This is a genomic window from Sphingobium sp. LF-16 (assembly GCF_003711185.1).
GTDB lineage: Bacteria > Pseudomonadota > Alphaproteobacteria > Sphingomonadales > Sphingomonadaceae > Sphingobium > Sphingobium yanoikuyae_A.
This window is the reverse complement of sequence record NZ_CP029335.1, coordinates 4,531,123-4,555,095: the sequence shown is the minus strand read 5'-3', so window position 1 is coordinate 4,555,095 and position 23,973 is coordinate 4,531,123. Positions and strand designations below refer to the sequence as shown.

19 protein-coding genes and 1 tRNA gene are annotated in these 23,973 nt (G+C 65.1%); 9 read left to right on the top strand and 11 right to left on the bottom strand.

What is annotated here, in order from left to right:
* Positions 1–23 precede the first annotated feature (23 nt).
* On the bottom strand, positions 24–1,202 hold the full coding sequence (gene pabB / locus DIZ22_RS21465) for an aminodeoxychorismate synthase component I (RefSeq protein WP_048936394.1): 1,179 nt from the start codon (positions 1,200–1,202) through the stop codon (positions 24–26).
* A 93-nt stretch (positions 1,203–1,295) separates the two neighbouring features.
* On the opposite strand from pabB, the gene DIZ22_RS21460 reads away from it, so the two are divergent.
* On the top strand, positions 1,296–1,682 hold the full coding sequence (locus DIZ22_RS21460; protein WP_037515965.1) for a DUF983 domain-containing protein: 387 nt from the start codon (positions 1,296–1,298) through the stop codon (positions 1,680–1,682).
* A 14-nt stretch (positions 1,683–1,696) separates the two neighbouring features.
* Here DIZ22_RS21460 and DIZ22_RS21455 read toward each other — a convergent pair whose 3' ends face one another.
* Positions 1,697–2,137, bottom strand: coding sequence for a thioesterase family protein (locus tag DIZ22_RS21455; RefSeq protein ID WP_004210293.1), 441 nt, complete (start codon positions 2,135–2,137; stop codon positions 1,697–1,699).
* Positions 2,138–2,356: 219 nt separating this feature from the next.
* Here DIZ22_RS21455 and DIZ22_RS21450 point away from each other — a divergent pair, with 219 nt between their 5' ends.
* The 4 genes from DIZ22_RS21450 to DIZ22_RS21435 all read left to right on the top strand — a co-directional run bounded on the left by DIZ22_RS21450 (position 2,357) and on the right by DIZ22_RS21435 (position 8,461).
* On the top strand, positions 2,357–4,627 hold the full coding sequence (locus tag DIZ22_RS21450) for a TonB-dependent receptor (protein WP_048936393.1): 2,271 nt from the start codon (positions 2,357–2,359) through the stop codon (positions 4,625–4,627).
* Between the two features lies 1 nt (position 4,628).
* A complete protein-coding gene (locus DIZ22_RS21445; RefSeq protein WP_048936392.1) occupies positions 4,629–5,969 on the top strand; it encodes an ectonucleotide pyrophosphatase/phosphodiesterase in 1,341 nt (446 codons plus the stop codon).
* A 103-nt stretch (positions 5,970–6,072) separates the two neighbouring features.
* A complete protein-coding gene (locus DIZ22_RS21440) occupies positions 6,073–7,317 on the top strand; it encodes a YceI family protein (RefSeq protein WP_048936391.1) in 1,245 nt (414 codons plus the stop codon).
* 49 nt (positions 7,318–7,366) lie between these two features.
* Entirely contained in the window at positions 7,367–8,461 is a 1,095-nt protein-coding gene (locus DIZ22_RS21435) for an AI-2E family transporter (protein WP_048936390.1), read from the top strand.
* A gap of 72 nt (positions 8,462–8,533) precedes the next feature.
* On the opposite strand, the gene DIZ22_RS21430 is transcribed toward DIZ22_RS21435, so the two are convergent.
* Both DIZ22_RS21430 and DIZ22_RS21425 read right to left on the bottom strand, forming a co-directional pair.
* A complete protein-coding gene (locus DIZ22_RS21430) occupies positions 8,534–10,402 on the bottom strand; it encodes an ABC-F family ATP-binding cassette domain-containing protein (protein ID WP_026109113.1) in 1,869 nt (622 codons plus the stop codon).
* 199 nt (positions 10,403–10,601) lie between these two features.
* Entirely contained in the window at positions 10,602–11,477 is an 876-nt protein-coding gene (locus DIZ22_RS21425; RefSeq protein ID WP_026109112.1) for an OmpA family protein, read from the bottom strand.
* Positions 11,478–12,123: 646 nt separating this feature from the next.
* Between DIZ22_RS21425 and DIZ22_RS21420 the strand changes: the two genes are divergently transcribed.
* Positions 12,124–14,274 (top strand): TonB-dependent siderophore receptor, encoded by a 2,151-nt coding sequence (locus DIZ22_RS21420; RefSeq protein ID WP_048936389.1) that lies wholly within the window; start codon positions 12,124–12,126, stop codon positions 14,272–14,274.
* Positions 14,275–14,591: 317 nt separating this feature from the next.
* Here the strand turns inward: DIZ22_RS21420 and katG are convergent, their stop codons facing one another.
* The 4 genes from katG to DIZ22_RS21400 form a co-directional block, all read right to left on the bottom strand.
* Positions 14,592–16,826: a catalase/peroxidase HPI gene (katG, locus tag DIZ22_RS21415; RefSeq protein ID WP_048936388.1), complete on the bottom strand. Its 2,235-nt coding sequence runs from the start codon at positions 16,824–16,826 to the stop codon at positions 14,592–14,594.
* Between the two features lie 131 nt (positions 16,827–16,957).
* Positions 16,958–19,243 carry a glycoside hydrolase family 3 N-terminal domain-containing protein gene (locus DIZ22_RS21410; RefSeq protein WP_048936387.1) on the bottom strand — a complete coding sequence of 762 codons (2,286 nt, stop codon included), beginning with the start codon at positions 19,241–19,243 and terminating at the stop codon, positions 16,958–16,960.
* A 161-nt stretch (positions 19,244–19,404) separates the two neighbouring features.
* Positions 19,405–19,725, bottom strand: coding sequence for a multidrug efflux SMR transporter (locus tag DIZ22_RS21405; RefSeq protein WP_017499387.1), 321 nt, complete (start codon positions 19,723–19,725; stop codon positions 19,405–19,407).
* Between the two features lie 85 nt (positions 19,726–19,810).
* Positions 19,811–19,896: transfer RNA gene (locus DIZ22_RS21400), tRNA-Tyr, on the bottom strand.
* A gap of 103 nt (positions 19,897–19,999) precedes the next feature.
* On the opposite strand from DIZ22_RS21400, the gene rlmB reads away from it, so the two are divergent.
* Both rlmB and DIZ22_RS21390 read left to right on the top strand, forming a co-directional pair.
* Positions 20,000–20,740, top strand: coding sequence for a 23S rRNA (guanosine(2251)-2'-O)-methyltransferase RlmB (gene rlmB / locus DIZ22_RS21395; RefSeq protein ID WP_004210274.1), 741 nt, complete (start codon positions 20,000–20,002; stop codon positions 20,738–20,740).
* An 85-nt stretch (positions 20,741–20,825) separates the two neighbouring features.
* Positions 20,826–21,593 (top strand): hypothetical protein, encoded by a 768-nt coding sequence (locus DIZ22_RS21390; RefSeq protein WP_048936386.1) that lies wholly within the window; start codon positions 20,826–20,828, stop codon positions 21,591–21,593.
* Positions 21,594–21,615: 22 nt separating this feature from the next.
* Here the strand turns inward: DIZ22_RS21390 and DIZ22_RS21385 are convergent, their stop codons facing one another.
* Positions 21,616–21,933, bottom strand: a complete 318-nt coding sequence (locus tag DIZ22_RS21385; RefSeq protein ID WP_004210272.1) for a 2Fe-2S iron-sulfur cluster-binding protein — start codon at positions 21,931–21,933, stop codon at positions 21,616–21,618.
* A 76-nt stretch (positions 21,934–22,009) separates the two neighbouring features.
* Here DIZ22_RS21385 and DIZ22_RS21380 point away from each other — a divergent pair, with 76 nt between their 5' ends.
* Complete coding sequence (locus DIZ22_RS21380; RefSeq protein ID WP_048936385.1) at positions 22,010–22,639, top strand: DNA-3-methyladenine glycosylase; 630 nt, start codon at positions 22,010–22,012, stop codon at positions 22,637–22,639.
* Between the two features lie 39 nt (positions 22,640–22,678).
* On the opposite strand, the gene DIZ22_RS21375 is transcribed toward DIZ22_RS21380, so the two are convergent.
* Together DIZ22_RS21375 and DIZ22_RS21370 are read right to left on the bottom strand one after the other, a co-directional pair.
* Positions 22,679–23,311 carry a DUF202 domain-containing protein gene (locus tag DIZ22_RS21375; RefSeq protein ID WP_037515927.1) on the bottom strand — a complete coding sequence of 211 codons (633 nt, stop codon included), beginning with the start codon at positions 23,309–23,311 and terminating at the stop codon, positions 22,679–22,681.
* 13 nt (positions 23,312–23,324) lie between these two features.
* Positions 23,325–23,861 (bottom strand): DUF4136 domain-containing protein, encoded by a 537-nt coding sequence (locus DIZ22_RS21370; RefSeq protein WP_122928732.1) that lies wholly within the window; start codon positions 23,859–23,861, stop codon positions 23,325–23,327.
* Between the last annotated feature and the right edge of the window lie 112 nt (positions 23,862–23,973).

Below are 23,973 nucleotides of genomic sequence, written 5' to 3'. Positions count from 1 at the left end.
TCACGCCCCACTGCAATCATCTTTCATCCCAGCGACAGGAAGCGCCCCTTGGCCAGGCATTCCGCCCATTCGGCCGACGCATCCGAATCCGCAACGATGCCGGAACCCAGGCCCAGGCGACCGATACCGCTTCCTTCTTCGACGCAAATGGTGCGAATGGCAACATTGAAAGCCGCGTCCCCCGCAGGATCCATCCAGCCCATGGCGCCAGTGTAGACGCCGCGGGCGAAAGGCTCGACCATATCGATGATCTCCATCGCCCGCACCTTCGGCGCGCCGGTGATCGATCCGCAGGGGAAAAGCACCCGCAGCACGTCGACCGGCGCCAGCCCCGGCAGCACCCGGCCGCGAATGGTGGACACCATCTGATGGACGGTCGGATAGGTTTCGACCTTGAACAGGTCGGGGACCGTGACCGATCCGGCCCGCGCCACCCGCGACAAATCATTGCGCAACAGGTCGACGATCATCAGATTTTCGGCGCGCTGCTTGGCATCGCGCGCCAGCTCGGTCGCCAGGGCGGCATCGCGATCCGGATCATGATCGCGCACGGCGGTGCCCTTCATCGGCCGCGCAGTCAGTTGCCCGCGCACCTGGGTGAAGAAGAGTTCGGGCGAGAAGGACAATATCTGATGCCCGCCAATGTTGATGACGCCGCCATAGCCGGCCTGCGCGCGCGGACGCAGCGCCGCATAGAGCGCCATCGGATCGCCGGCGAAGCGCAATTCGCACGGGAAGGTCAGGTTGACCTGATAGATGTCGCCGGCACGGATCAGTTCCTGCACCTGGTCGAACTGCGCGCGATAGTCGGCTTCGCTGACCAAGGGCCAAGGCGCATCGACGCTGACAGCCGCAGGATCGGGCAGCAGGTCCGCGACGCCATCGGCCGGGATGAAGCGACAGCCCTCGAACAGGCCGAACCAGAGCAAGGGCATGGCCTGCGGCCCGCCCTTGGGCGGGCGGTGCGCGATCGGCGCCAGCCGCTCCTCCAGCGCCAGCCCGGCTTCATAGCTGATATAGCCGGCGGCATGCAGGCCGGCCTCGCGTGCTTCGGCGATGCGGTCGAGCGCGGGCTGTACCTCCTCCATCCGCCAGGCGGCGATGACCGACACCGGATCGCGATACAGCCGTGCGGGCGCTGCCCCCTGGACGCGCGCATCGTCGAACAGGGCAAAGGCTTCGGTGGGACCAGGCAGGCGCATGGCGTCCTCTTAACAGGCTTTGGCGCGCACGAAAGAGCGATGCAGGCAGCAGCATGATTGCCCGGCGGGGCAAAGCTGGCTTAGACAGGAGCCATGTCCGACCAGCCCCCTGCCTCGACCAGCGAACCGCGTCCGTTCAAACCGGCCTTGCTGCTGGGCCTGCGCAGCCGCTGCCCGGCCTGTGGCGAGGGCAAGCTGTTCGCGCGCTTCCTGAAACCGGTCGCCGCGTGCAGCCATTGCGGCCAGCGCTGGGACGGGCATCAGGCCGATGATTTCCCGGCCTATATCGTCATCCTGCTGCTCGGCCATCTGCTGGTGCCGCTGATGATCGAGGTCAATGCCGCGCTGGCCATCCCGATCGGCTGGCAGGCGGTGCTATGGCCGACGCTGGCGGCGATATTGGGGCTGGCGATGATCCAGCCCGCCAAGGGGGCGGTGCTGGCCTTCCAATGGTCGCGCCGGATGCACGGCTTCGCCTGACGGCGCGCCGGGCCTTATTCTGCCGGCTTGCGGATGAAGTTGAGTTCCATCGCTTCGCGCAGCGTGTCGTCGATCGAGCGACGCCCCTCCGCCCCATGGGTGACGACGGTGGTGTCGCAGGTGGCGACGCATACGCCCTTCTGGAAACCGGCCGAGCTGATCGTCCAGCTGGTGCGACCGATATGGCCGATCGCGCAATGGACCTCGAACGGATAGGGGAAATGCGATTCCTCGATGAAGTTGAGGTTCACATTCGCCACCAGCCAGCGCACGCCCTGTTCCTGCGGGTGGCGGCCCATATGGTGATGAAAGCGGATACGGGCCGTTTCGAAGATACCGGAAATGGCCACATTGTTGATGTGACCCATGGTATCGAGATCCTGGAAACGCGTATCGATGCTCGTGATGAAGCGATATGCGTCGGGACTGAACCGCCAGGATTCGGGTTTGGCCATGTCCTGCTTTCCTTGAAATTGTTTTTTTCGCTCTTAGCCCAGCGATCTTGCGATGCAATGTTCGCGGCGAAAATGCCGCGACTGCGACCTTTATGACACAGACAAAATCATAACGATATTGTCACGAAACTGACGCCGCAGCGTCGCGATAGTCACATTGCAGTGCAACATGCCCAGCCTAGAGCGCCCGCCAATCACATCCGATTGGGGGATTTCACCATGCGCCACGCACTCAGCCTGCTGCTCGCTTCGACCGCCTGCATCGCCGCACCCGCCTTTGCCCAGGACATGGCGCCCGCCGCCGATGCCGCGGCCGATGCGGACAGCGCCGGCATCATCGTCTTTGGCCGGGGCGAAACCCGCCAGGTCCAGGAAATCACCACCCGCGACCTCGTCACCCTGACGCCCGGCACCAATGCGCTCAAAGCCATCGAGAAGCTGCCCAGCGTCAATTTCCAGTCGTCCGATCCGTTCGGCAGCTATGAATGGTCGCAGCGCGTCAGCATCCGCAGCTTCAACCAGAACCAGCTTGGCTTCACCTTCGACGGCATTCCGCTTGGCGACATGAGCTATGGCAATCATAACGGCCTGCACATCACCCGCGCCATCAGCAGCGAGAATATCGGCACCGTCCGCGTGTCGCAGGGCTCTGGCTCGCTCGGCACCCAGTCGACCGGCAATCTGGGCGGCACGATCGAGACCTTTTCGATCGACCCGGCCGATGCGCTGGGCGCACAGGGCAACCTCACCTATGGCAGCGACGAGACCTGGCGCGCCTTCGCCCGGCTAAACATGGGCAGCGCCGACGGCATTCGCGGCTATGTCTCCTACGCTTACGGCTCGACCGACAAGTGGAAGGGCCAGGGCACGCAGGACCAGCATATGGTCAATGCCAAGGTCGTGATCCCGGTCGGCGACGGCAAGCTGGATGGCTGGCTCAGCTATTCCGACCGCCGCGAACAGGACTATCAGGACATGTCGATGGACATGATCAACCGCCTGGGCTGGAAATGGGACAATACCTCGCCCGACTATGCCAAGGCGGTCCTCTATGCCGACATCGGCAATAATCGCGGCGAAACCGGCGCGCCGGTCAGCAACGCCGCCGCCGGCACCGTCTATCCCGACAATGTGACGTCGGTCTGGGACGCCTATTATGACGCCGCCGGCCTGCGCGAGGACTGGCTGGGCGCGATCGGCTACAGCACGCCGCTGGGCGATCATGCCAATTTCAAGATCAAGGGCTATTACCACAATAACAGCGGCATGGGCCTGTGGGCGACGCCGTCCGTCCCCAGCCCCACCGGTGGTTCGCCGCTGTCGATCCGCACCACCGAATATGACATGGACCGGATCGGCGCGTTCGGCAGCGTCGATGCGACGATCGGCGTCCAGACGCTGGAAGCGGGCGCCTGGTACGAGAATAACAAGTTCAACCAGGCCCGCCGTTTCTATGCGTTCAAGAGCCGCACCGAAGCCGGCCTGTCCTTCCGCGACTATCCCAAGAACCCGTTCGCGACCCAGTGGGAGTTCGATTTCACCACCGACACGATCCAATATTATGTCCGCGACAAGATCGACCTCGGCATGCTGACGATCAACCTGGGCTGGAAGGGCTTCAAGGTCACCAACGAGGCCGAGGCGGTCGTGTCCAGCAGCTTCCCCGAGGGCAAGATCAAGGCCGAGGACTGGTTCCAGCCCCATGCCGGCTTCGCCGTCGAACTGAGCCCCGAAGCGGAAATCTTCGGCGGCTTCACCCAGGTGACCAAGGCCTTTGCCAGCGCCACCACCACCGGCCCCTTCTCCACCAACCAGGCCGGCTTCGACCAGATCCGCGACGACCTGAAGCCGGAAAGCTCGGACACGTACGAACTGGGCCTGCGCTACAACACGTCGCGCTTCAACGGCACGCTGGGCGCCTATCTGGTCAATTTCCGCAACCGCCTGCTGGCGGTGCAGGTCGGCAGCCCGATCCTGGGCCTCGCCTCCGCGCTGCAGAATGTCGGCAATGTCCGCGCCGTCGGTATCGAGGCGGCCGGCGACCTGAAGCTGGGCCAGGGCTTCGGCCTCTATGCCAGCTACAGCTACACCGACGCCACCTATCGCGACGATGTGCTCAACAGCTCGGACGGCACGCTGGTCGCGGCGATCAAGGGCAAGACCGTGGTCGACAGCCCCAAGCATATGCTGCGCGGCGAGCTCAATTATGACCAGGGGCCGCTGTTCGGCCGGATCGGCGCCAACTATATGTCGAAGCGCTATTACAGCTATACCAACGACGCGTCGGTCGATGGCCGGGTGATCGTGGACGCCTCGATCGGCTATCGCATCACCGACCAGATCGAAGTGCAGCTCAACGCCAGCAACCTGTTCGACAAGAAATATATCAGCACGATCGGATCGGGCGGCTTTGGCAATAGCGGCGACGCGCAGACGCTGCTGATCGGCGCGCCGCAGCAATTCTTCGTCACCCTCAAGGCGGGTTTCTAAGATGAACAAGGCCGCGCTGCTTGCCTCCGCCCTGCTCGCCGTCACGCCGCTCCCGGCGCTGGCCGAGCCGGTGCTGCTGATCTCGATCGACGGGCTGCGCCCCGGCGACGTGCTGGAGGCGGACAAGCGCGGCCTTGCCTTGCCCAATCTGCGCCGGTTCCTGACCGATGGCGCCCATGCATCGGGTGTCACCGGCGTGCTGCCGACGCTGACCTATCCCAGCCACACCACGCTGATGACCGGCGTGTCGCCGGGCAAGCATGGCATCGTCAGCAACAACAGCTTCGACCCGATGCAGATCAACCAGGGCGGCTGGTATTGGTATGCGCAGGATGTGAAGGTGCCGATGCTGTGGGATGCGGCCGCAAAAGCCGGGCTGTCCACCGGCAATATCCACTGGCCGGTCAGCGTCGCCGCCAAGGGCATAAGCTGGAACCTGCCGCAAATCTGGCGCACCGGCCATGCCGACGACGCGCAACTGCTGGATGCGCTGGCGACGCCGGGCCTGAAGGCGGAACTGGAACGGGCGGTCGGCCAGCCCTATGCCATGGGTATCGATGAAAGCCTGTCCGGTGACCAGAACAGGGGCCGGTTCGCCACCGCCCTGATCGCCGCGCACCAGCCCAACTTCCTGACCGTCTACCTCACCGCGCTCGACCATGAGCAGCATGGCAGCGGTCCCGACACGCCGGCCGCCAAGGCCGTGCTGGAAAAGATCGACGCGATCGTCGGCGATCTGGTCGCCGCCGAGCGCAAGGCCCATCCCGACGCGCTGATCGCGCTGGTCAGCGACCATGGGTTCGAGGCGACTCATAGCGGCCTCAACCTGTTCCGCCCCTTCATCGATGCAGGCCTGATCACCCTCAGCGCCGACGGCAAGGTCGCGTCGTGGCAGGCCATGCCGTGGATCGGCGGCGGATCGGCCGCGATCATGCTGGCCCGCCCGGACGACCAGATGCTGGCCGACAAGGTGAAGGGCCTGCTCGACAGGCTGGCCGCCAACCCCGCCAACGGCATCGACCGCATCGTCGACCGGGCGGAAATGACAAAGCTCGGCGGCAATCCGCAGGCTGCCTTCACGATCAACCTCAAGCCCGGCTTCGTCACCGACATCTTCCGCGGCGCCAATGTGCCGCTGGTCGCGCCGACACCGGTCAAGGGCATGCACGGCTATTTCCCCGGCCCGGCCAATTTGCGCGCCACCTTCATGGCGATGGGACCGGGGGTGAAGCCGGGCAAGGATCTGGGCCTGATCGACATGCGCGCGATCGCGCCCACCCTGGCCAAGGCGTTGGGCGCCAAGCTGGCCGGCGCGGAGGCGGCGGCGATCGACCTGCGCTGATTCACCCGGCAACGGATCGTTTCCTGCTGCGACGATGGACTTCATTACCCCCGCGACATAATTTTGCGCCCAATCCAACAGGGTCATTTTCGGGGTAGTCCATATGCCGCAGCGTTACAGCCTGGCCGCCATCATCTTGCACTGGGCGATCGCCGCCCTGCTCGCCTTCCAGATCGCCGTCGGCTTGGCGCTGGGCAGTCTGGGCGCGCGCGGCTTTGCGCTGTTCCAGTTGCACAAGTCGATCGGCATCACCGTGCTGCTGCTGACGCTGCTGCGCATCGGCGTGCGCTGGTGGAAGCCGCGCCCGGCCAAGCTGGAGGGCGGCTGGCAGGGCGCGCTGGCCTCCGGCGTCCATGTCGGCCTCTATGCCTTCATGCTGGGCGCGCCGCTGACCGGATGGGCGCTGGTATCGACCGCCAAGGTCAAGGTGCCGACGCTGTTCTTCGGCGTCATTCCCCTGCCCCATCTGCCGCTGCCGATGGCAAGCCATGGCCTAGCCGAAGGCGGCCACAGCCTGCTCGCCTGGATCGGCATCGCGCTGGTCGCGCTGCATGTCGCGGGCGCGCTGCGCCATCATGTGCTGATGCGCGACGGGCTGATCTGGCGGATGGTGCCGGGCCGTTCGACCGCCTTGCTGCTGGGATTGCCCGCGCTGATCCTCGTCGGATTCCTGCTAGGCCGGGCGATCCTGCCGGGCGCCGCGCCTGAAGCGCCCGCGGCCCCCGCCACCAATGCGGTCGAAGCGGAAGACGTGCCTGCCGAAGACAATGCCGTCGAAGCCGCCGGCAATGCGAGCGACAATGCCGCCGCCCCGGCTGCGAACGAGACCGCGGCTGTTGCCGAGGAACCCGCCGGCCCGCCGCCGGCCTGGGCCGTACAACCCGGCGGCAAGATCGGCTTTTCGGTCGGCAACAGCGGCGAGACGATCAGCGGCAGCTTCTCCAAATGGACCGCGAAGATCGTGATGGACCCCGACCATCCCGAAAGCGCCGACATCAAGGTGACGATCGACATGGCATCGGCCAGCGTCGGCGACGCCTATAAGGATAGCATGCTGCCGGGCGACGAATTTTTCGGCAGCGCCGCCCACCCGACCGCAACCTTCGTCGCCAAGGGTGCGGAAAAGACCGGCGCCGACGCCTATCGCGCCAATGGCACGCTGACGCTGAAGGGCGTGGCCAAGCCGCAGGCGATCCGCTTCACCCTGTCGGGCAGCGGCACAAGCCGCAAGGTCAGCGGATCGGCCAGCGTCGCCCGCCTGCCCTTTGGCGTGGGCAATGGCGACAGCAGCACCGGCCTTGATCCCAAAGTGATGGTGACCTTCAACTTTGACGCCAAGGCGCAATAAGACCATGCGATGCATGGATTAACGTAACGGTTTCTGCCAAGAAGCGGACATGGAACGACAGAGCCGGCATCGCCGAACGCAGATTGAGGATGGGGTGTTCGTCGCCCTGGTGGTGCTGGTTTCCATCGCCTTCGCACTGGTGGTCGAGCCCTTTTTCGGGGCGATCCTCTGGGGCGTGATCGTCGCCATCCTGTTCATTCCGGTGAACCAGGGGCTGCTCAAGCTGATCCCCGGCCATCGCAACAGTGCCGCGCTGCTGACGCTGCTGCTGATCATCGCGATCGTCATCGTGCCGGCCATCATCCTGTCGATCGCGCTGGTGCAGGAAGCGACCGCGCTCTACGCCCAGATCAATGTGGGGAAGATCAACATTCCCCACATGTTCGCGCAGTTCCAGGCGGCGTTGCCCGACTGGGCATCGATCGGCCTGCGGCGGCTGGGCATATCCAATTTCGCGGCGGTCCAGCGGCTGCTGACCGATGGCCTGACCGCCAGTTTCCGCACCGTCGCGGCCCAGGCCTTCCTGATCGGCCAGGGCGCCTTCAGCTTCATCATCGCGCTGACGGTGATGCTCTATCTCACCTTCTTCCTGCTGCGCGACGGGCTCGACCTGACGCGCAAGCTGGACCGGGCCGCGCCGCTGCGGGTGCTGCATCGCCGCGCGCTGATGCGGCAATTCGTCATCGTCATCCGCGCCACCATCAAGGGCAGCATCGTCGTCGCCATCCTGCAGGGGCTGATCGGCGGGCTGGTGTTCGGCGCACTGGGCATTTCCGGCGCGCTGCTGTGGGGCGTGATGATGGGCTTCTTCTCGCTGCTGCCGGCCGTCGGCACTGGCCTCATCTGGGCGCCGGTGGCGATCTATCTGCTGGCGACCGGCGCGATCTGGAAGGGGCTGATCCTGATCTTCTGTGGCATGTTCGTGATCGGCATGGTCGACAATCTGCTGCGCCCGATCCTGGTCGGCCGCGACACCCGCATCCCCGACTATGTGGTGCTGATCACCACGCTCGGCGGGCTGCAATTGTTCGGCTTCAACGGCATCGTCATCGGGCCGGTGATCGCCGCCCTGTTCATCGCCACCTGGCAGATCGTGATCCGCACCCGCTCCAACGAAGCGGGCGCGCCACCGCTGACATTCTAGACCCTGATCGTCTGAGGTGAACGCGCTCCGCGCTTTCACCGATGGCGTGAATCAGGGTCTAAAGCCGGAGAATCAGCCGGCTTCCAGCGCCGCGCCGGCTTCCATCCAGACTTCCTCGGCCGCTTCGAGCTTCTTCTCGACTGCGGCGCGCTTCACCATCAGTTCGCTGGTGGTCATCTTCGCCTCGGCCCCGGTCGCGCTCTTGGGATCGGACAGCACGGCGTCGATCCGCTTGCGCTCGGCGATCAGCGTGGACATTTCGCGCTCGGCCTTGTTGACGGCATTCTTGAGCGTCTTCTGCTTCTCGCGCCATTCGGCAGCGGCCTTCTTGTCCGCCTTGCGATCGACCTTGGGCGCGTCGCCGCCCGACGGGTTGCCGTCCGCCTTGCGCAGGATGATGTCGGTATAATCGTCGAGCGATCCGTCGAACGGTTGGGCGGTGCCATTGTCGACCAGCACCAGCCGGTCGGCGACCAGTTCGATCATGTGGCGGTCGTGCGAGACGATGACGACGGCGCCCGAATATTCGTTGAGCGCCTGCACCAGCGCCTCGCGGCTGTCGACGTCCAGATGGTTGGTCGGTTCGTCGAGGATCAGCAGATGCGGCGCATCGCGGGTGATGAGCGCCAGCGCCAGCCGCGCACGCTCGCCGCCCGACATGGAGCCGACCTTCTGCGTCGCGCGCTCGCCGGAAAAGCCGAAGCGGCCAAGCTGGGCACGCACCGCGCCGGGCGTCGCGCCCTTCATGACGCGGGTCATATGCTCCAGCGGCGTGTCGGTGACGTCCAGTTCCTCCACCTGATATTGGGTGAAATAGCCGACATTCATCTTGGCCGAACTGTTGATGGCGCCTTCCATCGGCGCCAGCTGCGCGGCGATCAGGCGGGCCAGCGTGGTCTTGCCATTACCGTTGCGGCCGAGCAGCGCCAGACGATCGTCGGGATCGATGCGCAGATTGACGCGGCGCAGGATCGGCGTGTCGTCATAGCCGACCGAGGCCATGTCCATGGTGATGAGCGGCGGGCGCAGTTCGGCGGGGCTGGGGAAACCGAAATGCAGGCTGGGGTCTTCGATCGCAGCGGCAATGGGCTGCATCTTGGCCAGCGCCTTGGCGCGCGACTGGGCCTGCTTGGCGGTCGAGGCGCGGGCGGAGTTGCGGGCGACATAATCCTGCAATTTCTCGCGCTCGGCCTGCTGCTTGGCGCGTGCCGCCTCCTGCTGGGCCAGGCGCTCGGCGCGCTGGCGCTCGAACGCGTCATAACCGCCGGGATAGAGGGTCACCTTCCCGCCTTCGAGATGCAGGATATAGTCGACCACATTGTTGAGCAGGTCGCGCTCATGGCTGATGATGACCACGGTGCCGCGATAGGCCTTGAGGAAATTCTCCAGCCACAAGGTCGCTTCGAGATCGAGATGGTTCGACGGTTCGTCGAGCAGCAGCAGGTCCGGGTTGGAGAAGAGCAACGCCGCCAAGGCCACGCGCATCTTCCAGCCGCCCGAATAGCTGTCAAGCGGACGGCCCTGCATTTCCTCGTCAAAGCCCAGGCCGACGAGGATGCGGGCGGCGCGCGCGGGCGCGGTGTAGGCATCGATCGTGGTTAGCCGCTCATAGATATGGCCGAGGCGGTCGGGATCTTCGGTATGCTCCGCCTCCGCCATCAATTCGGCGCGTTCCTTGTCGGCGGCGAGCACGGTGTCGAATGGGGTGGCGGTGCCCGAGGGGGCTTCCTGCGCGATATAACCAAGGCGGGTGTCGCGCGGCATGTCGCAACTGCCCTCGTCGGGGTCGAGTTGGCCGATCATCACCTTCATCAGGGTCGACTTGCCCGCGCCATTGCGGCCGATGAGGCCGACGCGGCTGCGCGGCGGCAGCGCGGCGCCGGCGCGGTCGAGGATGGTGCGGCCGCCCAGGCGCACGGTGATACCGTTCAAGTTAAGCATGGCCGCGCCTGTAGCAGAGCTGCGGCGGGGGGTGAAGCGGCTTGGCACGCTTGCGAAAGCTGCAAAATATATAGTGTCGCAGAGGACGCATTTGCGCCGCTGCCGGTCCGCAGTCACGACTTCGCAATAGGAGATTTTTGCGAAGTCGTGCGGTCGACACGCAAAAAATGGGGGTGGGCAAGGGCCCACCCCGCAGGTGTCAGAGGCCGTCGACGGCCTTGCTGACAAGGATATTGACCGCGACGCGGCGATTCTGCGCCTTGCCCTCGATCGTGTCGTTGCTGGCCACCGGATCGGCCTCGGCCATGCCGGTCGGGGTCAGCATGCGATAGGGCTTCCAGCCGCACGCCTGCTGCAGATAATTGACCACGCGCGAGGCACGCTTTTCACTGAGTTCCTGATTCAGCTCCTCGCCACCGGTGGAGTCGGTATAACCCACGACCAGCAGCAGCGCGTTGCTCATGCCATTGGCCGAGGTCGCCGCGGCGCAGAGGTCATTCTTCGCCTGATCCGACAGCACCGCCTTACCGGTGTCGAAATTGACGTTGGTCGTACCCTTCACATTATACTGGTCGATCTCGCCCATGCGGCCACGCAGCGCCTCGGTCGCGGCGGTCTGTTCATCGAACCGCTGGGCCGTGCCGTTGTTGATCATCGACGCGGTCTTGAGATCCTTGTTCTGCAGGGCGATCTTGCTGGCAAGCAGCCCTTCGCCGGCCTGCAGGGTCTTCACTGTCACCGGCAGACCGTTCAGCAGCGACGTCGCGGCCAGATGGTCGCGGCCAAGGCCGAACAGCCCCTTGCTGGCGCTGATCTTGGTATCGTCATTGATGGTGATGACGCTCTTGCTGCCGTCGGCGGCGGTCACCTGCATCCGGTCGCCGCTGCGCGCGGAGATGATGCCCTTGATCTCGGGCCCCTCCGTCAGTTCGGCGGCCGGCATGGCGACGCTGGCCGACACATCGGCCGGCGGCGCGTCCTGGGCCTGGTCCTGCGCCACGACGGCGGCCGGGGCGGCCCCGGCCAGCAGGGCAAGCATCACAAGATATTTTTGGTTTTTGGACATGATAGGCATCACGCTGCTCCTTCACTTCTCGATCGGTCGGGCCTGCAGCATTGCAGCTTGTCGTCCGACGGCGGCCGCCTGGTGGCGTTTCCGGCCGTCAGAACCCCCTTCTTCTGACCTTCATAAATTTTGACGTCTTGGCGCCGTGGGATGCGCCAGACACATTGCCTGTTCGTGTCCGGCTTTCTGCTGCATGAACAGCCCGTGTTCCGGCCGTGTTGCGCAGGCCAGATGAGCGGATGATGCGACGAAACGAAGGTGGAGACGGAAAGTGTTAACGCGATCCACTTGAGTCATAACAGCTATAGATTGCCACCACACTTCGCCATGAAGGACCCTGTTGTTGTGAAACAAAAATCAGCGTCCGCGTGGAACAAATTCCGAATTTCTATTTTTGCGCTTTCATAACATTGACTTGAAACATTATTTGACGATCCGGCGTGCGGAGCAGGCCGAGGGACGCCTTGACCGGCCGCAGCCGCAACGCGCATCACCCGCCAGTCGACGGCACTGGTTGTGGCAATATGGTCACAGAGGGAAATATTCGCATATTTTGCGCAAAATAGCATTGCGACGCATTCGCATTATTGTTGCGATCACCTCGCAATACCGCTTAGGACGACGCCCAATTTCCTACCAGAAAACAGGGGTCTTCATGCTGTCCAAATATCACTGGCTTGCCGGCGTCGCACTATGCGTCGTCGCCCTTCCCGCCGCCGCCCAGACCAGCGCCGCACCGGCCGATGAGAATCGCGACGACCAGATCGTCGTCACCGGCACCTATACCCTGCCCGACAAGATCGACACCGCGACCGGCCTGGGCCTGACGGTGCAGGAAACGCCGCAGTCGGTCAGCATCATGACCGCGCAGCGCATCCTCGACCAGAATCTGATCAGCGTGAAGGATGTCATCACCAATGCGGTGGGCGTATCCGCCAACGAAGTCGACGATGTGCGCAACAGCTTCTTCGCGCGCGGCTTCGAGATCCGCAACACCCAGGTCGACGGCGTGCCCGCGGCCTGGACGCTGGCCGGTGGCAATGGCGAGACCAGCATCGACGTCTCCATCTATGAACGGATCGAGGTCGTGCGCGGCGCGACCGGCCTGCTGTCGGGCGCGGGCGATCCGTCCGCATCGGTCAACCTGGTGCGCAAGCATGCCGACGCCACCGACCTGACCGGCTATGTCAATGCCAGCATCGGCAGCTGGAACACCTGGCGCCTGTCGGCCGACATTGGCGGCGCGCTGACCGCTGATGGCCGCATCCGCGCCCGGCTGGTCGGTCGCTATGAAAAGGGCGACTATTTCATCGACATTCAGGACCGCAAGAAGTGGGTCCTCTATGGCGTGGTCGAAGCTGACGTCACCGATAGCACGCTGGTCCGCGTCGGCATGAGCCACCAGGACAGCAAGCCCAAGGGCGCAACCTGGGGCGCGCTGCCCACCTTCTACACCGACGGCACGCTGACCGACCTGCCCCGGTCGCAGACCACGGCGGCGGACTGGACCTACTGGAACACCACCAACCAGAATATCTATGCCACGGTGCGCCAGGAATTTGGCGATCGCTGGAACCTGACCGCCAATTACAACCGGCTAAAGACCACCGGCGATACGCAGCTCCTGTATCTCTATGGCGGCGTCGACAAGGCGACCGGCACGATGGACGGGACCAACCCCTACAAGTCCAAGGGCGAAAGCATCCAGAACAGCATCGACGCCCAGTTGAAGGGCCAGGTGGCGCTGTTCGGCCGCGATCATGAGGTCGTGCTGGGCGCGCTGCACAGCGTGCTGAAGCGGCACACCGACAATTATGTGGCGCCCTCGCCCTGGCTGACGGACGTGCCGGTGATCGGCCAGGAAGGCGTGCCCTATCCCGAGCCGGTCTGGGGCACCGACGCGGTGCGCAACGAACAGGAACGGATCGAGCAGACCGGCTATTATGGCGCGTTCCGCCTGAACGTGGCCGATCCGTTCAAAGTCATCCTGGGCGGCCGCATCGCCAGCTGGAACCAGCGCGGCTTCGCCTGGAGCGGGCCGAGCGACTATGGCGACGACAATGTGTTCATCCCCTATGTCGGCGCATTGTATGACATCACGGCGAACCATCGCGTCTATGCCAGCTATACCAAGATCTTCCAGCCGCAGAACCTGTATGACCGCGAACAGCGCCTGCTCGATCCGCTGAACGGCGCGGCCTATGAAATCGGCCTCAAGAGCAGCTTCTTCGGCGACGCGCTGCAGACCTCGATCGCGCTGTTCCGCATCGAGCAGGATAATGTCGGCGAGATGGACGGGCCGGAAATCATCCTGAACGGCCAGACCTTCCAGCCCTATCGCGCGGTCGAGGGCGTCACCAGCAAGGGCTTCGAACTGGAAGCCACCGGCCAGCCGCTGCCGGGCTGGAACGTCAACGCCAGCTACAGCCAGTTCAAGATCGAGGATCCGGACGGCAATGACGTGAACACCGCCCAGCCGCGCAAGCTGCTCAAGATCTTCACCACCTATGACCTGCCCGGCGTGCTGACCGGCCTGACCATCGGTGGCGGCGTCAATTATCGCAGCAAGGCCTATTCGGACGGCACCATCCCCGGCACCACGCCGGCCGTGCCCTTCCGCTTCCAGCAGGACGGCTATACGCTGGTCAGCCTGATGGCGCGCTATGCCGTGACCGAGCAGCTGCAGCTCCAGGCCAATGTCGAAAATCTGTTCGACAAGAAATATTACAGCCAGGCCGGTTCGTTCAGCCAATATCGCTACGGCGCCCCGCGCAATTTCACGATCAGCGCGAACTACAAGTTCTGATAAAAGAAGGGCGCCGTGGGAGACCAGGGCGCCCTTTTTGTTGGGGGGCGGATGGATGCTGACGCAGGTCCAGCATCAGGAATGACGCAACGTTGTTTTGGGGTGGCGCCCGGCCATTCCCCTCCCGCCGGCGGGAGGGGGAGCGAGACTTGCGCGCGCAGCGCGTTAGTCGCAGCGGGGTGGGCTTTCGCGATGTCCAGCCCACCCCCTAACCCCCTCCCGCTTGCGGGAGGGGGAACAGGTCCGAACTTGGTCGCTTCCGGTCAATCTGATACCAAGAACCCGGCGTCGCCCTGCGCCGCCGGGTTCTTCATTCTTCAGAAGCGGTCCGCGTTCATGACCTTGGTCCAGGCGGCGGCGAAGTCGGTGACGAACTTCTCCTTCGCGTCGTCCTCAGCATAGACTTCGGCCACGGCGCGCAGTTCCGAATTGGAGCCGAAGATCAGGTCGACCGGGGTCGCCGTCCACTTCGCCGTGCCGCTGGCCCGGTCCTTGCCGTCATAGAGGCCCGGCGTCGCCGACTTGCTCCACACCGTGTCCATCGTCAGCAGGTTGACGAAGAAGTCGTTGCTGAGCGTGCCCGGACGGGTGGTCAGCACGCCATTCTTCGATCCGCCGCTGTTGGCGCCCAGCGCCCGCATGCCGCCGACCAGCACGGTCATTTCCGGCACGGTGAGGTCGAGGGCGTCGGCCTTGTCCACCAGCGCGTCGGCCGGACTGACCTCCGCCCTGGGGCCATACCAGTTGCGGAAGCCGTCCGCCTTGGGCTCCAGATAGGCGAAGGAGGCGACATCAGTCTGCGCCTGCGCCGCGTCGACCCGGCCCGGCGTGAAGGGCACGGTGATGCTGTAGCCGCCCTTCTGCGCCGCCTGCTCGACCGCGGCGTTGCCGCCAAGCACGATGAGGTCGGCCATCGACACCTGATTGCCGGACTTGGCGAAATCCTTCTGGATCGCGGTCAGCTTGGCCAGCACCTTGTTCAGCTCCGCCGGGTCGTTGACCGCCCAGCCGCGCTGCGGGTCGAGCCGCAGGCGCGCGCCATTGGCGCCACCGCGCATGTCGGTGCTGCGGAAGGTCGCGGCCGAGGCCCAGGCGGTGCGCACCAATTCCGGCCCGGTCAGACCCGACGCCAGCACAGCGGCCTTCAGCTTGGCCTGATCGGCGGCGCTGACGGGGGCGAAGCTCGCCTTGGGCAGCGGGTCCTGCCAGCTATAGGTTTCGGACGGGATGTCCTTGCCGAGATAGCGGGCCTGCGGCCCCAGGTCGCGATGGGTCAGCTTGAACCAGGCGCGGGCGAAGGCCTTGCTGAACAGCTCGGGATTCTTCTGCCAGCTTTCCAGCACCTTGCGGAAACCGGGATCTTCCTTGAGCGCGATGTCGGTGGTGAACATGATCGGCGCGTGCCGCTTGTCCTTCACATGCGCGTCGGGGACCATCTGCGCGGCGGCGGGATCGGTCGGGATCCATTGCGTCGCGCCCGCCGGGCTCTTGGTCTTGACCCAGTCGAAGTTCAGCAGATTGTCGATATATTGGGTGGTGAACTGGGTCGGCGTGGCGGACCAGGCGCCTTCCAGGCCCGAGGTCAGCGTATCCTCGGCATTGCCCTTGCCGCACTTGTTCTTCCAGCCGAAGCCCTGATCCTCGATGCCGGCGGCGGCGGGTTCCGCGCCCAGGCATTCCTCCGGCTTCTTGGCGCCATGCGCCTTGCCGAACGTATGGCCACCCGCGATCAGCGCCAGCGTTTCCTCGTCATCCATCGCCATATTGCCGAAGGCGCGGCGGATGTCGGCGGCGGCGCCCTTGGGATCATGATTGGCGCCGGGGCCTTCGGGGTTCACATAGATGAGGCCCATGGTGGTCGCGGCAAGCGAGCGCTTGAGCGAACCGTCGGGATTGGATCGCTCGGTGCCCATCATCTTGGTTTCCGGGCCCCAATAGACGACGTCGGGCTGCCAGGCGTCGATGCGGCCGCCGGCAAAGCCCACGGTCTTGAAGCCCATATCCTCCAGCGCGACATTGCCGGACAGGACCATCAGGTCGCCCCAGCTCAATTTGCGGCCATATTTCTGCTTGATCGGCCAGACCAGGCGGCGGGCCTTGTCGAGGCTGACATTGTCGGGCCAGCTGTTGAGCGGATCGAACCGCTGTTCGCCGCCATCCGAGCCACCGCGGCCGTCACCGACGCGATAGGTGCCGGCGCTGTGCCAGGCCATGCGGATGAAGAAGGGGCCATAATGGCCATAGTCGGCCGGCCACCAGGGCTGCGACGTGGTCAGCACCTTGCGGATGTCGGCCTTGACCGCTTCGAGGTCGAGGCTGTTGAATTCCTTCACATAATCATAGTCGGCACCATAGGGATTGGCGCGGGTCGCCTCATGCTGGCGCAGCGCGGTGAGGTCGAGGCGCTTGGGCCACCAGTCCTTGTTGGTCATGCCGCCGGGCTTTTCGGTGACGGCGGGCGCAGCGGCGGCGGGCTTGGTTTCTGCGGCGAGCGCCGGGCTGGCGAGCAGCGCGCACGCCAAAGCGAATGTGGAAATGCGGGTCGTGGACATGTTTCTCTCCCCTGTCCTGTTCTGCCTGTTCAAGGCGCGAAAAGGGGTAGTCCCGTGCGGCAGCGGATCGAAACGAATCGATTCCGTCACAGTGATCGGATTTTCCTATGAGAGAGGGTGGATCGGAGCGGTCAGCCTTTTGGTGGCGGAGAAGTCGGCGCCGCCGCGTAGAGGGTGAACTGGCCGTGCAGGCCGCCGGTCGAGGACTGGCCGACCCACAGATCGAACAGGCCCGGTTCGGCGATGCGGCGGTTGCCGGCGCCGACAAATTCGAGGTCGGTGCGCGACAGGGTGAAGCGGACCTGGGTGGAATCGCCCGGCGACAGGGTGACGCGCTGGATGCGCTTCAGTTCGCGGATCGGGCGGGTGCGGCTGGCGACGCGGTCGCGGATATAGAGCTGCACCACCTCGCTGCCCTTGCGCTTGCCCTTGTTGGTGAGGCGCGCGGTGATCTCGACCGCGCCGTCCCAGCGCAGCGCGGTGTCGGAGAGCTTCAGGTCGCTGAGGGCGAAATCGGTGTAGCTGAGGCCATGGCCGAAGGGAAAGCGCGCGCTATTGTCGGTGGTGGCGTAGCGCGCCTTATATTCGGTGCTGCCATTGTCCACGGTCGGCCGGCCGGTCGACTTGCGATCGTAGAAGAAAGGCTCCTGCCCGCTTTCCCAGGGGAAGCTGACCGGCAGCTTGGCCGATGGATCGACCTTGCCGAACAATATGTCGGCCAGCGCATGGCCGGTTTCCGACCCCAGAAACCAGGTCGCCAGCAACGCCTGGGCATTGGCGACGCCGTCATGCAGGGCCAGCGCGCGGCCATGGCGCAGCAGCACGATGACCGGCTTGCCAGTGGCGGCGATCGCATCGGCCAGCGCCTGTTGCGAGGACGGCAGCTCGATCATCGTGCGCGATTGCGCCTCGCCCGACATCGCCTGGGATTCGCCGACCGCCAGGATCACCACGTCCGCCGCCTTCGCCGCCGCGACGGCACGGACGATCCCGTCCTTGATCGGGCCGTTGACCGCGCAACCCAGCTCGACCGTCAGCTTCGCCGGATCGGGCATCGCCGCGCGCAGGCCGGTGGCGATGTCGACGCCCTTGTCGGGATCGCCGTAAAAGGCCCAGGGGCCGTAGAGATTGGCCTTGTCCTCGCCGAACGGACCAATCAGCGCGATCCTTTGCCCGGCGGCGGGATCGAGCGGCAGCACCCCGTCATTCTTGAGCAGCACGACCGATCGCGCCGCCGCCTCACGCGCCAGTGCATGATGGGCGGGCGTGCCGATGCGCGCCTTTTCAACCTCTTCGTCAAGCGAGCGATAAGGATTGTCGAACAGCCCCATCGCGGTCTTCACGTAAAGGATGCGGCGCACCGCGACATCGACCGTCGCCATCGGCACCGCGCCGCTCTTCACCAGATCGGGGATGTGGCGGATATAGAGGCCGCTCTGCATCGACATGTCGACCCCGGCCAGCACAGCGAGGCGGGCGGCGTCGCGCTCATCCTCGGCAAAGCCATGGGCGACCAGTTCTTCGTCGGCGGTGTAATCGGAGAAGACGAAGCCGCGAAACTGCATCTCACCGCGCAATATGTCGGTCAGCAATTCCCGGTCGGCGGTGGCGGGCACGCCGTTAATCTCGTTGAAGGCGGCCATGGTGGTGAGCGCCCCAGCGGCAAAGGCCTTGCCGAAGGGCGGCAGATGGGTTTCGCGCAGCGTTTCGTCACTGATGTCGACGCTGCCATATTCGAGGCCCGCCGCGACCGCGCCATAGGCGGCGAAATGCTTGGGACAGGCGAGCAGCGAATCGTCGCGGCGCAGGTCACGCCCCTGGAAACCGCGAATGCGCGCCGCCGACAACAGGCCGGTCAGATAGACATCCTCGCCCGCGCCCTCGACCACCCGGCCCCAGCGCTGGTCGCGCGCGACATCAACCATCGGCGCGAAGGTGAGGTGCAGGCCGGCTGCCGTCGCCTCCACCGCCATGACCCGCGCGGTCTTTTCCACCAGCATGGGATCGAAGCAGGAAGCCTCCCCCAGCGGAACGGGAAAGATGGTCTTGAGTCCGTGAATCACGTCGCCGGCCAGCAGCAGCGGGATGCCCAGGCGGCTGTTCTTGACCGCCATTTCCTGCGCGCGGCGCCCGCCGGCAACGCCGATGCCATTGAACAGGCAGCCGACCCGGCCCTTGCGAATCTCGTCCGCCAGGCGCTTCTCGTCCTGGATGCCGGCCGCCGGGTTGGGTGGGTTGAAGGGACGGAAGCTGTCGGCCAGGCAGGTCATCTGCCCAGCCTTTTCCTCCAGCGTCATCTTCGCGATCAGCGCGTCGACGCGAGCAACGTCAGCCTGCGCCAGTGCGCGGCGAGGGATGCCAAGGGCGAGGACACCGCCCAGAGTGCGGATCAGAAGGTCGCGGCGATCAAGAGTCATGCGGGAGAGAGCGTAACCGGGGAAGAATGAACGGGGCTTGTCCGAAGACAAACGGACTTGCGCCGATTTTGTTGCGCTGCGGCAATAAGCCTGCGGCGCGACGCCCCGATCCCGCGATCAGGCCATGCGCCGAATCATGTCGCGCGAATCAGGAGTAGCAATCACGCCTGGGCCGACAATTTGGTGCCGACCACGCCGATCACGATCATCGCCATGAAGCCGATCTGGGCCATGTTGACCCGATCGCCATAGAGAATCATGCCGCCGATGATGACGCCCACGGCGCCCAGGCCCGTCCAGATCGCATAGGCGGTGCCCGCCGGCAGATCCCGCATCGCCAGCGCCAAAAGGCCCATGTTGAGGAAGCTGAGGCCGATCGGCACGGCCGATGCCTGCCAGCTGCCGACGGTGGCGGCCCATTTCAGGCTCAATGCCCAGATGATTTCGGTGAATACGGCAATGCCGAGAATGACCCAGGCCAAGCGGCGTTCCTCTTGCGGTAACGGGCTCGGCTGGAGCGGCGCGCGGACCGGAAACCCGAAAGAGGCGGCGCGCCGATGAGGGCAGTGGTGGACAGGGCTGGATTCGAACCAGCGTACGGAAACCCGGGCAGATTTACAGTCTGCTGCCTTTAACCACTCGGCCACCTGTCCAGTGCCCTACGCGGTGGAAATTTGCTGTCCCGCCGCGCTGGAGGCGGCTCAATGGCGAATGGAGGCTTGCCTGTCAATGGGGTGATGTGAAAAGAGCGAAAACATGAAAAGAGGACATCGTACCGGCAAGCCGAAAGGCGCCTTCCCCCGCTTCTACGGACGCCATGCCATCACGGCTGCGCTCGCCAATCCGAACCGCGTCGTGCGCAAGATATGGGGCACGCGCGAAGCGATCGGCGCGCTCGACCTGCCGCCCGTGCTGCCGATCGTCTATTCCGACGTCGCCGACATGGGCCGGATGGTGCCGTCGGATGCGCCGCATCAGGGCATCGTCGCCGAAGTCGAGCCGCTGGACGATGTCTGGCTGGGCGACGTGCTGGAACAGGGGCGGGACGACCAGCGCCCGATCCTGGTGCTCGACCAGGTGACCGACCCGCATAATGTCGGCGCGATCCTGCGGTCGGCCGCCGCCTTCGACGCGCTGTGCATCGTGACGCAAGACCGGCATGCGCCGCCCGAATCGGGCGTGCTGGCCCGCGCCGCGTCGGGCGCGCTGGAAACCGTGCCCTGGGTGCGGGTGGTGAACCTGGCCCGCGCGCTCGAAGAGATTGCCGAAGCCGGTTACTGGCGCATCGGCCTGGACGGCGATTGCGACACCGTGCTGGCCGACGCGATCGGCGAATCGCGCGTCGCGCTGGTGCTGGGCGCCGAGGGCGAAGGGCTGCGCCACAACACCATGGCGCATTGCGACATTATCGCTAAGCTGCCGATCAGCCCGCGCATGGAGAGCCTGAACGTCTCCAATGCGGCAGCGATCGCCCTGTACGCCGCCACCAGCCGGTAAGCGGCCGCCGGGCACCATCTTGCGGCGATGTGGGTAGGGCGCCCTGCCCCGCCCATATCGTCGCGCAGACGAACGGGGGTTCGCCATGGTCCTATTGTCCCGCGCGGCGGGCGCGCTGGCGGCGCTGCTGATGCTGCCCGGATGCCTGGTGACCCCCGGCAGCTTCACCTCCACGCTCGACATCCGCGCCGACCGCAGCTTCGCCTTTGCCTATAAGGGCGAGATATTGGCGTCGGACATGGACAAGGCGCTGGGCGGCCTCAACAGTGATGCGGAGGAGGATCCGCTGGAAGGCGTCGCCCCGCCCGAGGGCGAGGAGGCCGTGCTGCAGAAGGTGGCGCAGAGCCAGAGCAAGACACCCGCCCCGCCCGCCGAACCCCAGTTCGACAAGGCCGGCGGCGACGATGCGCAGATGCAGGCGATGGCGAGCGCGCTCACCAAGGAGAAGGGCTTCCGGTCGGTCCAGTATCTGGGCGATCACAAATTCGCGATCGACTATGCGATCAGCGGAAGGCTGGACCATGCCTTCCTCTTCCCCTTCAACATCGACGCGCAGATCGTCCTGCCCTTCGTCGCGGTGGAAATGCGCGGGGCGGACCGGGTGCGGGTGAAGGCACCGGGCTTTTCCAACGGTTTCGACAAGAGCCAGGGGCCGGCCGGCATGGGCGGCGGATCGGGCGACGCCGCCGCCAAGGCGCTGAACGGCACGTTCACGCTGACCACCGATGCAGAGATCGTGAGCCAGAATCAGGAAGATGGCGCAACCACAGTGCCGGAGGGCAAGCGCATCACATGGACCATCACGCCGCTGACCGGCGATGCGCCGGCCGCGACGTTGCGGGTCAGGCCCTGAAAAACGGGGCCGTAGGAAGAAATCAGTCTTCCGGCGCGATGGTGACGCGCAGGCCGTCAAGCGCATCGCTCAGCACGACCTGACAGGACAGGCGGCTGGTCTCGTTGCGATGATCGCTGCTGTCGAGCAGGTCATTCTCGTCCTCGCTCATCGCCGGCAGGGCGTCGGCAAAGGCCGGGTCGACATAGACATGGCAGGTCGCGCAGGAGCAGCAGCCGCCGCACAGCGCGAGCAGCTCGTCAAAGCCATGGTCGCGAATGACTTCCATCACCGAGAGACCCTTGTCCCCCTCAACAGTCTGTTCGGCACCATCACGGTTGACCACGATCAGCTTCGGCATCTACCCATTCCTTTTGGACTTATCCCCGCCGCTCTGACCGACAGCGACGGCGAAATCAAGGGCTGGACAGGCGGACATGGTAAGCACGGCGGAAGAATTGCGCGTCAGCCTGGACTTCATCGCTGCGGCGGAGCCGGCATTCGGCGCGGCGATCGCCAGCGTCGGCTATCCGGTGCCGCGCGTGCGCGAGCCGGGCTATGAGACGCTGCTGCGCACCATCGTCGGCCAGCAGGTCAGCGTCGCCTCCGCCGCGGCGGTCTGGCGCAAGCTGGAGGCGGAGCTGGGCGTGGGCTGCACAGCCGAAGCGCTGCTGGCGCGCGATTTCGATGCGTTGCGCGCCTGTGGCCTGTCGCGGCAGAAGCAGGGCTATGCCCGCAGCCTGGCCGAACTGGTCGTGGACGGCACATTGGACCTCCACGCCCTGCCCGCCGACGATGAAGTCGCGATCGCGCAACTGGTGCAGATCAAGGGGATCGGCCGCTGGTCGGCGGAAATCTATCTGCTGTTCGCCGAAGGCCGCCCCGACATCTGGCCGGCCGGCGACCTGGCGGTGCAGATCGCGGTCGGGCGGATATTGGGCTTGGGCGAGCGGCCGAGCGAGAAGCTGACCCGCGACCTTGCCGAAGCCTGGCGGCCGCATCGCGGCGCCGCCGCGATCATGGCCTGGCACCATTATAATAAAGGGCAGGACATGCTGCAGAGCTGAGACGCGGCGGGGCACAGCCCCCGCCCGCCTGCCCGCGCTTCAGCCCAGCAGGGCGATGTTGAAGACGATGCCCAGCACCGCCGCCAGCGCCAGCGCCAGCAGACACAGCGCAATCACCAGCGTCACCGAGATCGGGAAGCGGCTGTCGGAGTGAATCAGCCCATCCTCCGTCATGATCTTGCGCCGATCCCGCAATTCGGTCGCGAACTGGACATGGCGCACGATCCCGCCGGCCAGCAGCACGATGCCGAACACCAGCAGCGCCACGCCGAAATTGCGCGGCGCGTTGACATTCTGGATGCTGCCCGCGTCCTGCATCTTCTGGAATGCCTGGTTGATGGTAAAGCCAAAGCCGATCAGCGACAGCGCCGTACGCATTTCCGACATCAGGGTCCGGTCCGCGCTCATCCGGGTGCGCTGGAACGACATGCCGGTCCGGCGCATCGACATTTCGGTGCGATGCCCGGACAGGTCGGTGCGATATTCGGAAAGGTCGGTGCGATGTTCCGACAGGCCCGTGCGATGGCGCGACAGGCCGGTTCGGAAATGCGAATAGGCGGTCGATGCCCCTTCGGGATCGCTCGCATCGACCGGCGGAATGGGCGGCACGGGCTCGCCCACATTGCGGGCCGGGCGGATGGGCACGCCCCTGGGTTCCTGCGTTTCGGCCATATGCCCCCTCCTGTCAGTTCGGCTTGATCGGCGGCGGGAAATTGGCGAGCACGGCGGTCACCGCCTTGTCGATTGTCGCCTGGTCGGGTCTCTTGCGGCTGACCTCCTGCGTGGCCGTGCCATGCCAGACCGGCTGTTTCGTCCCGGTGTCATAGATATCGACCGTCAGCGTGCCGTCGGTCACGTTGCGCACATCGACATTGCGATAGCCGCCCCAGCCGGCCCACCCGCCCCAGGGACGATAATAAGTGGCATAGGGACCGAAATCGGTCACCTCGACCCGGTCGCGCGCGCCCAGGGTAAAGCCGATGGCAAATTCGCCGGGTTCAGCCTGGCTATAGCCGCGCGCCGCGAGGGCGGTGTCGATCGACGCCTTCACCCGCTGGAACAGCAATGGGTTCATGCCCTGCGGCACATTGATCGACGCCCAGCTATAGCTGCGATAGCTGGCGAAATTGGCCGCGGGATCGGCATCATAATTGACCCGTGGCGTGGTGGCACAGCCTGCCAGCGCCAGCAGCAGACCCGTGACGAATATGCGCCTGATCATATCGCGACCTCCCTTTGAATATCCCTGGGCATAGCCAAGCGGACGCCGGGCCAGCCATCGGGATTCTCCCCTAGGGAGCGCCCCGGATATCCCTATCCCATGGCGTGAAGCG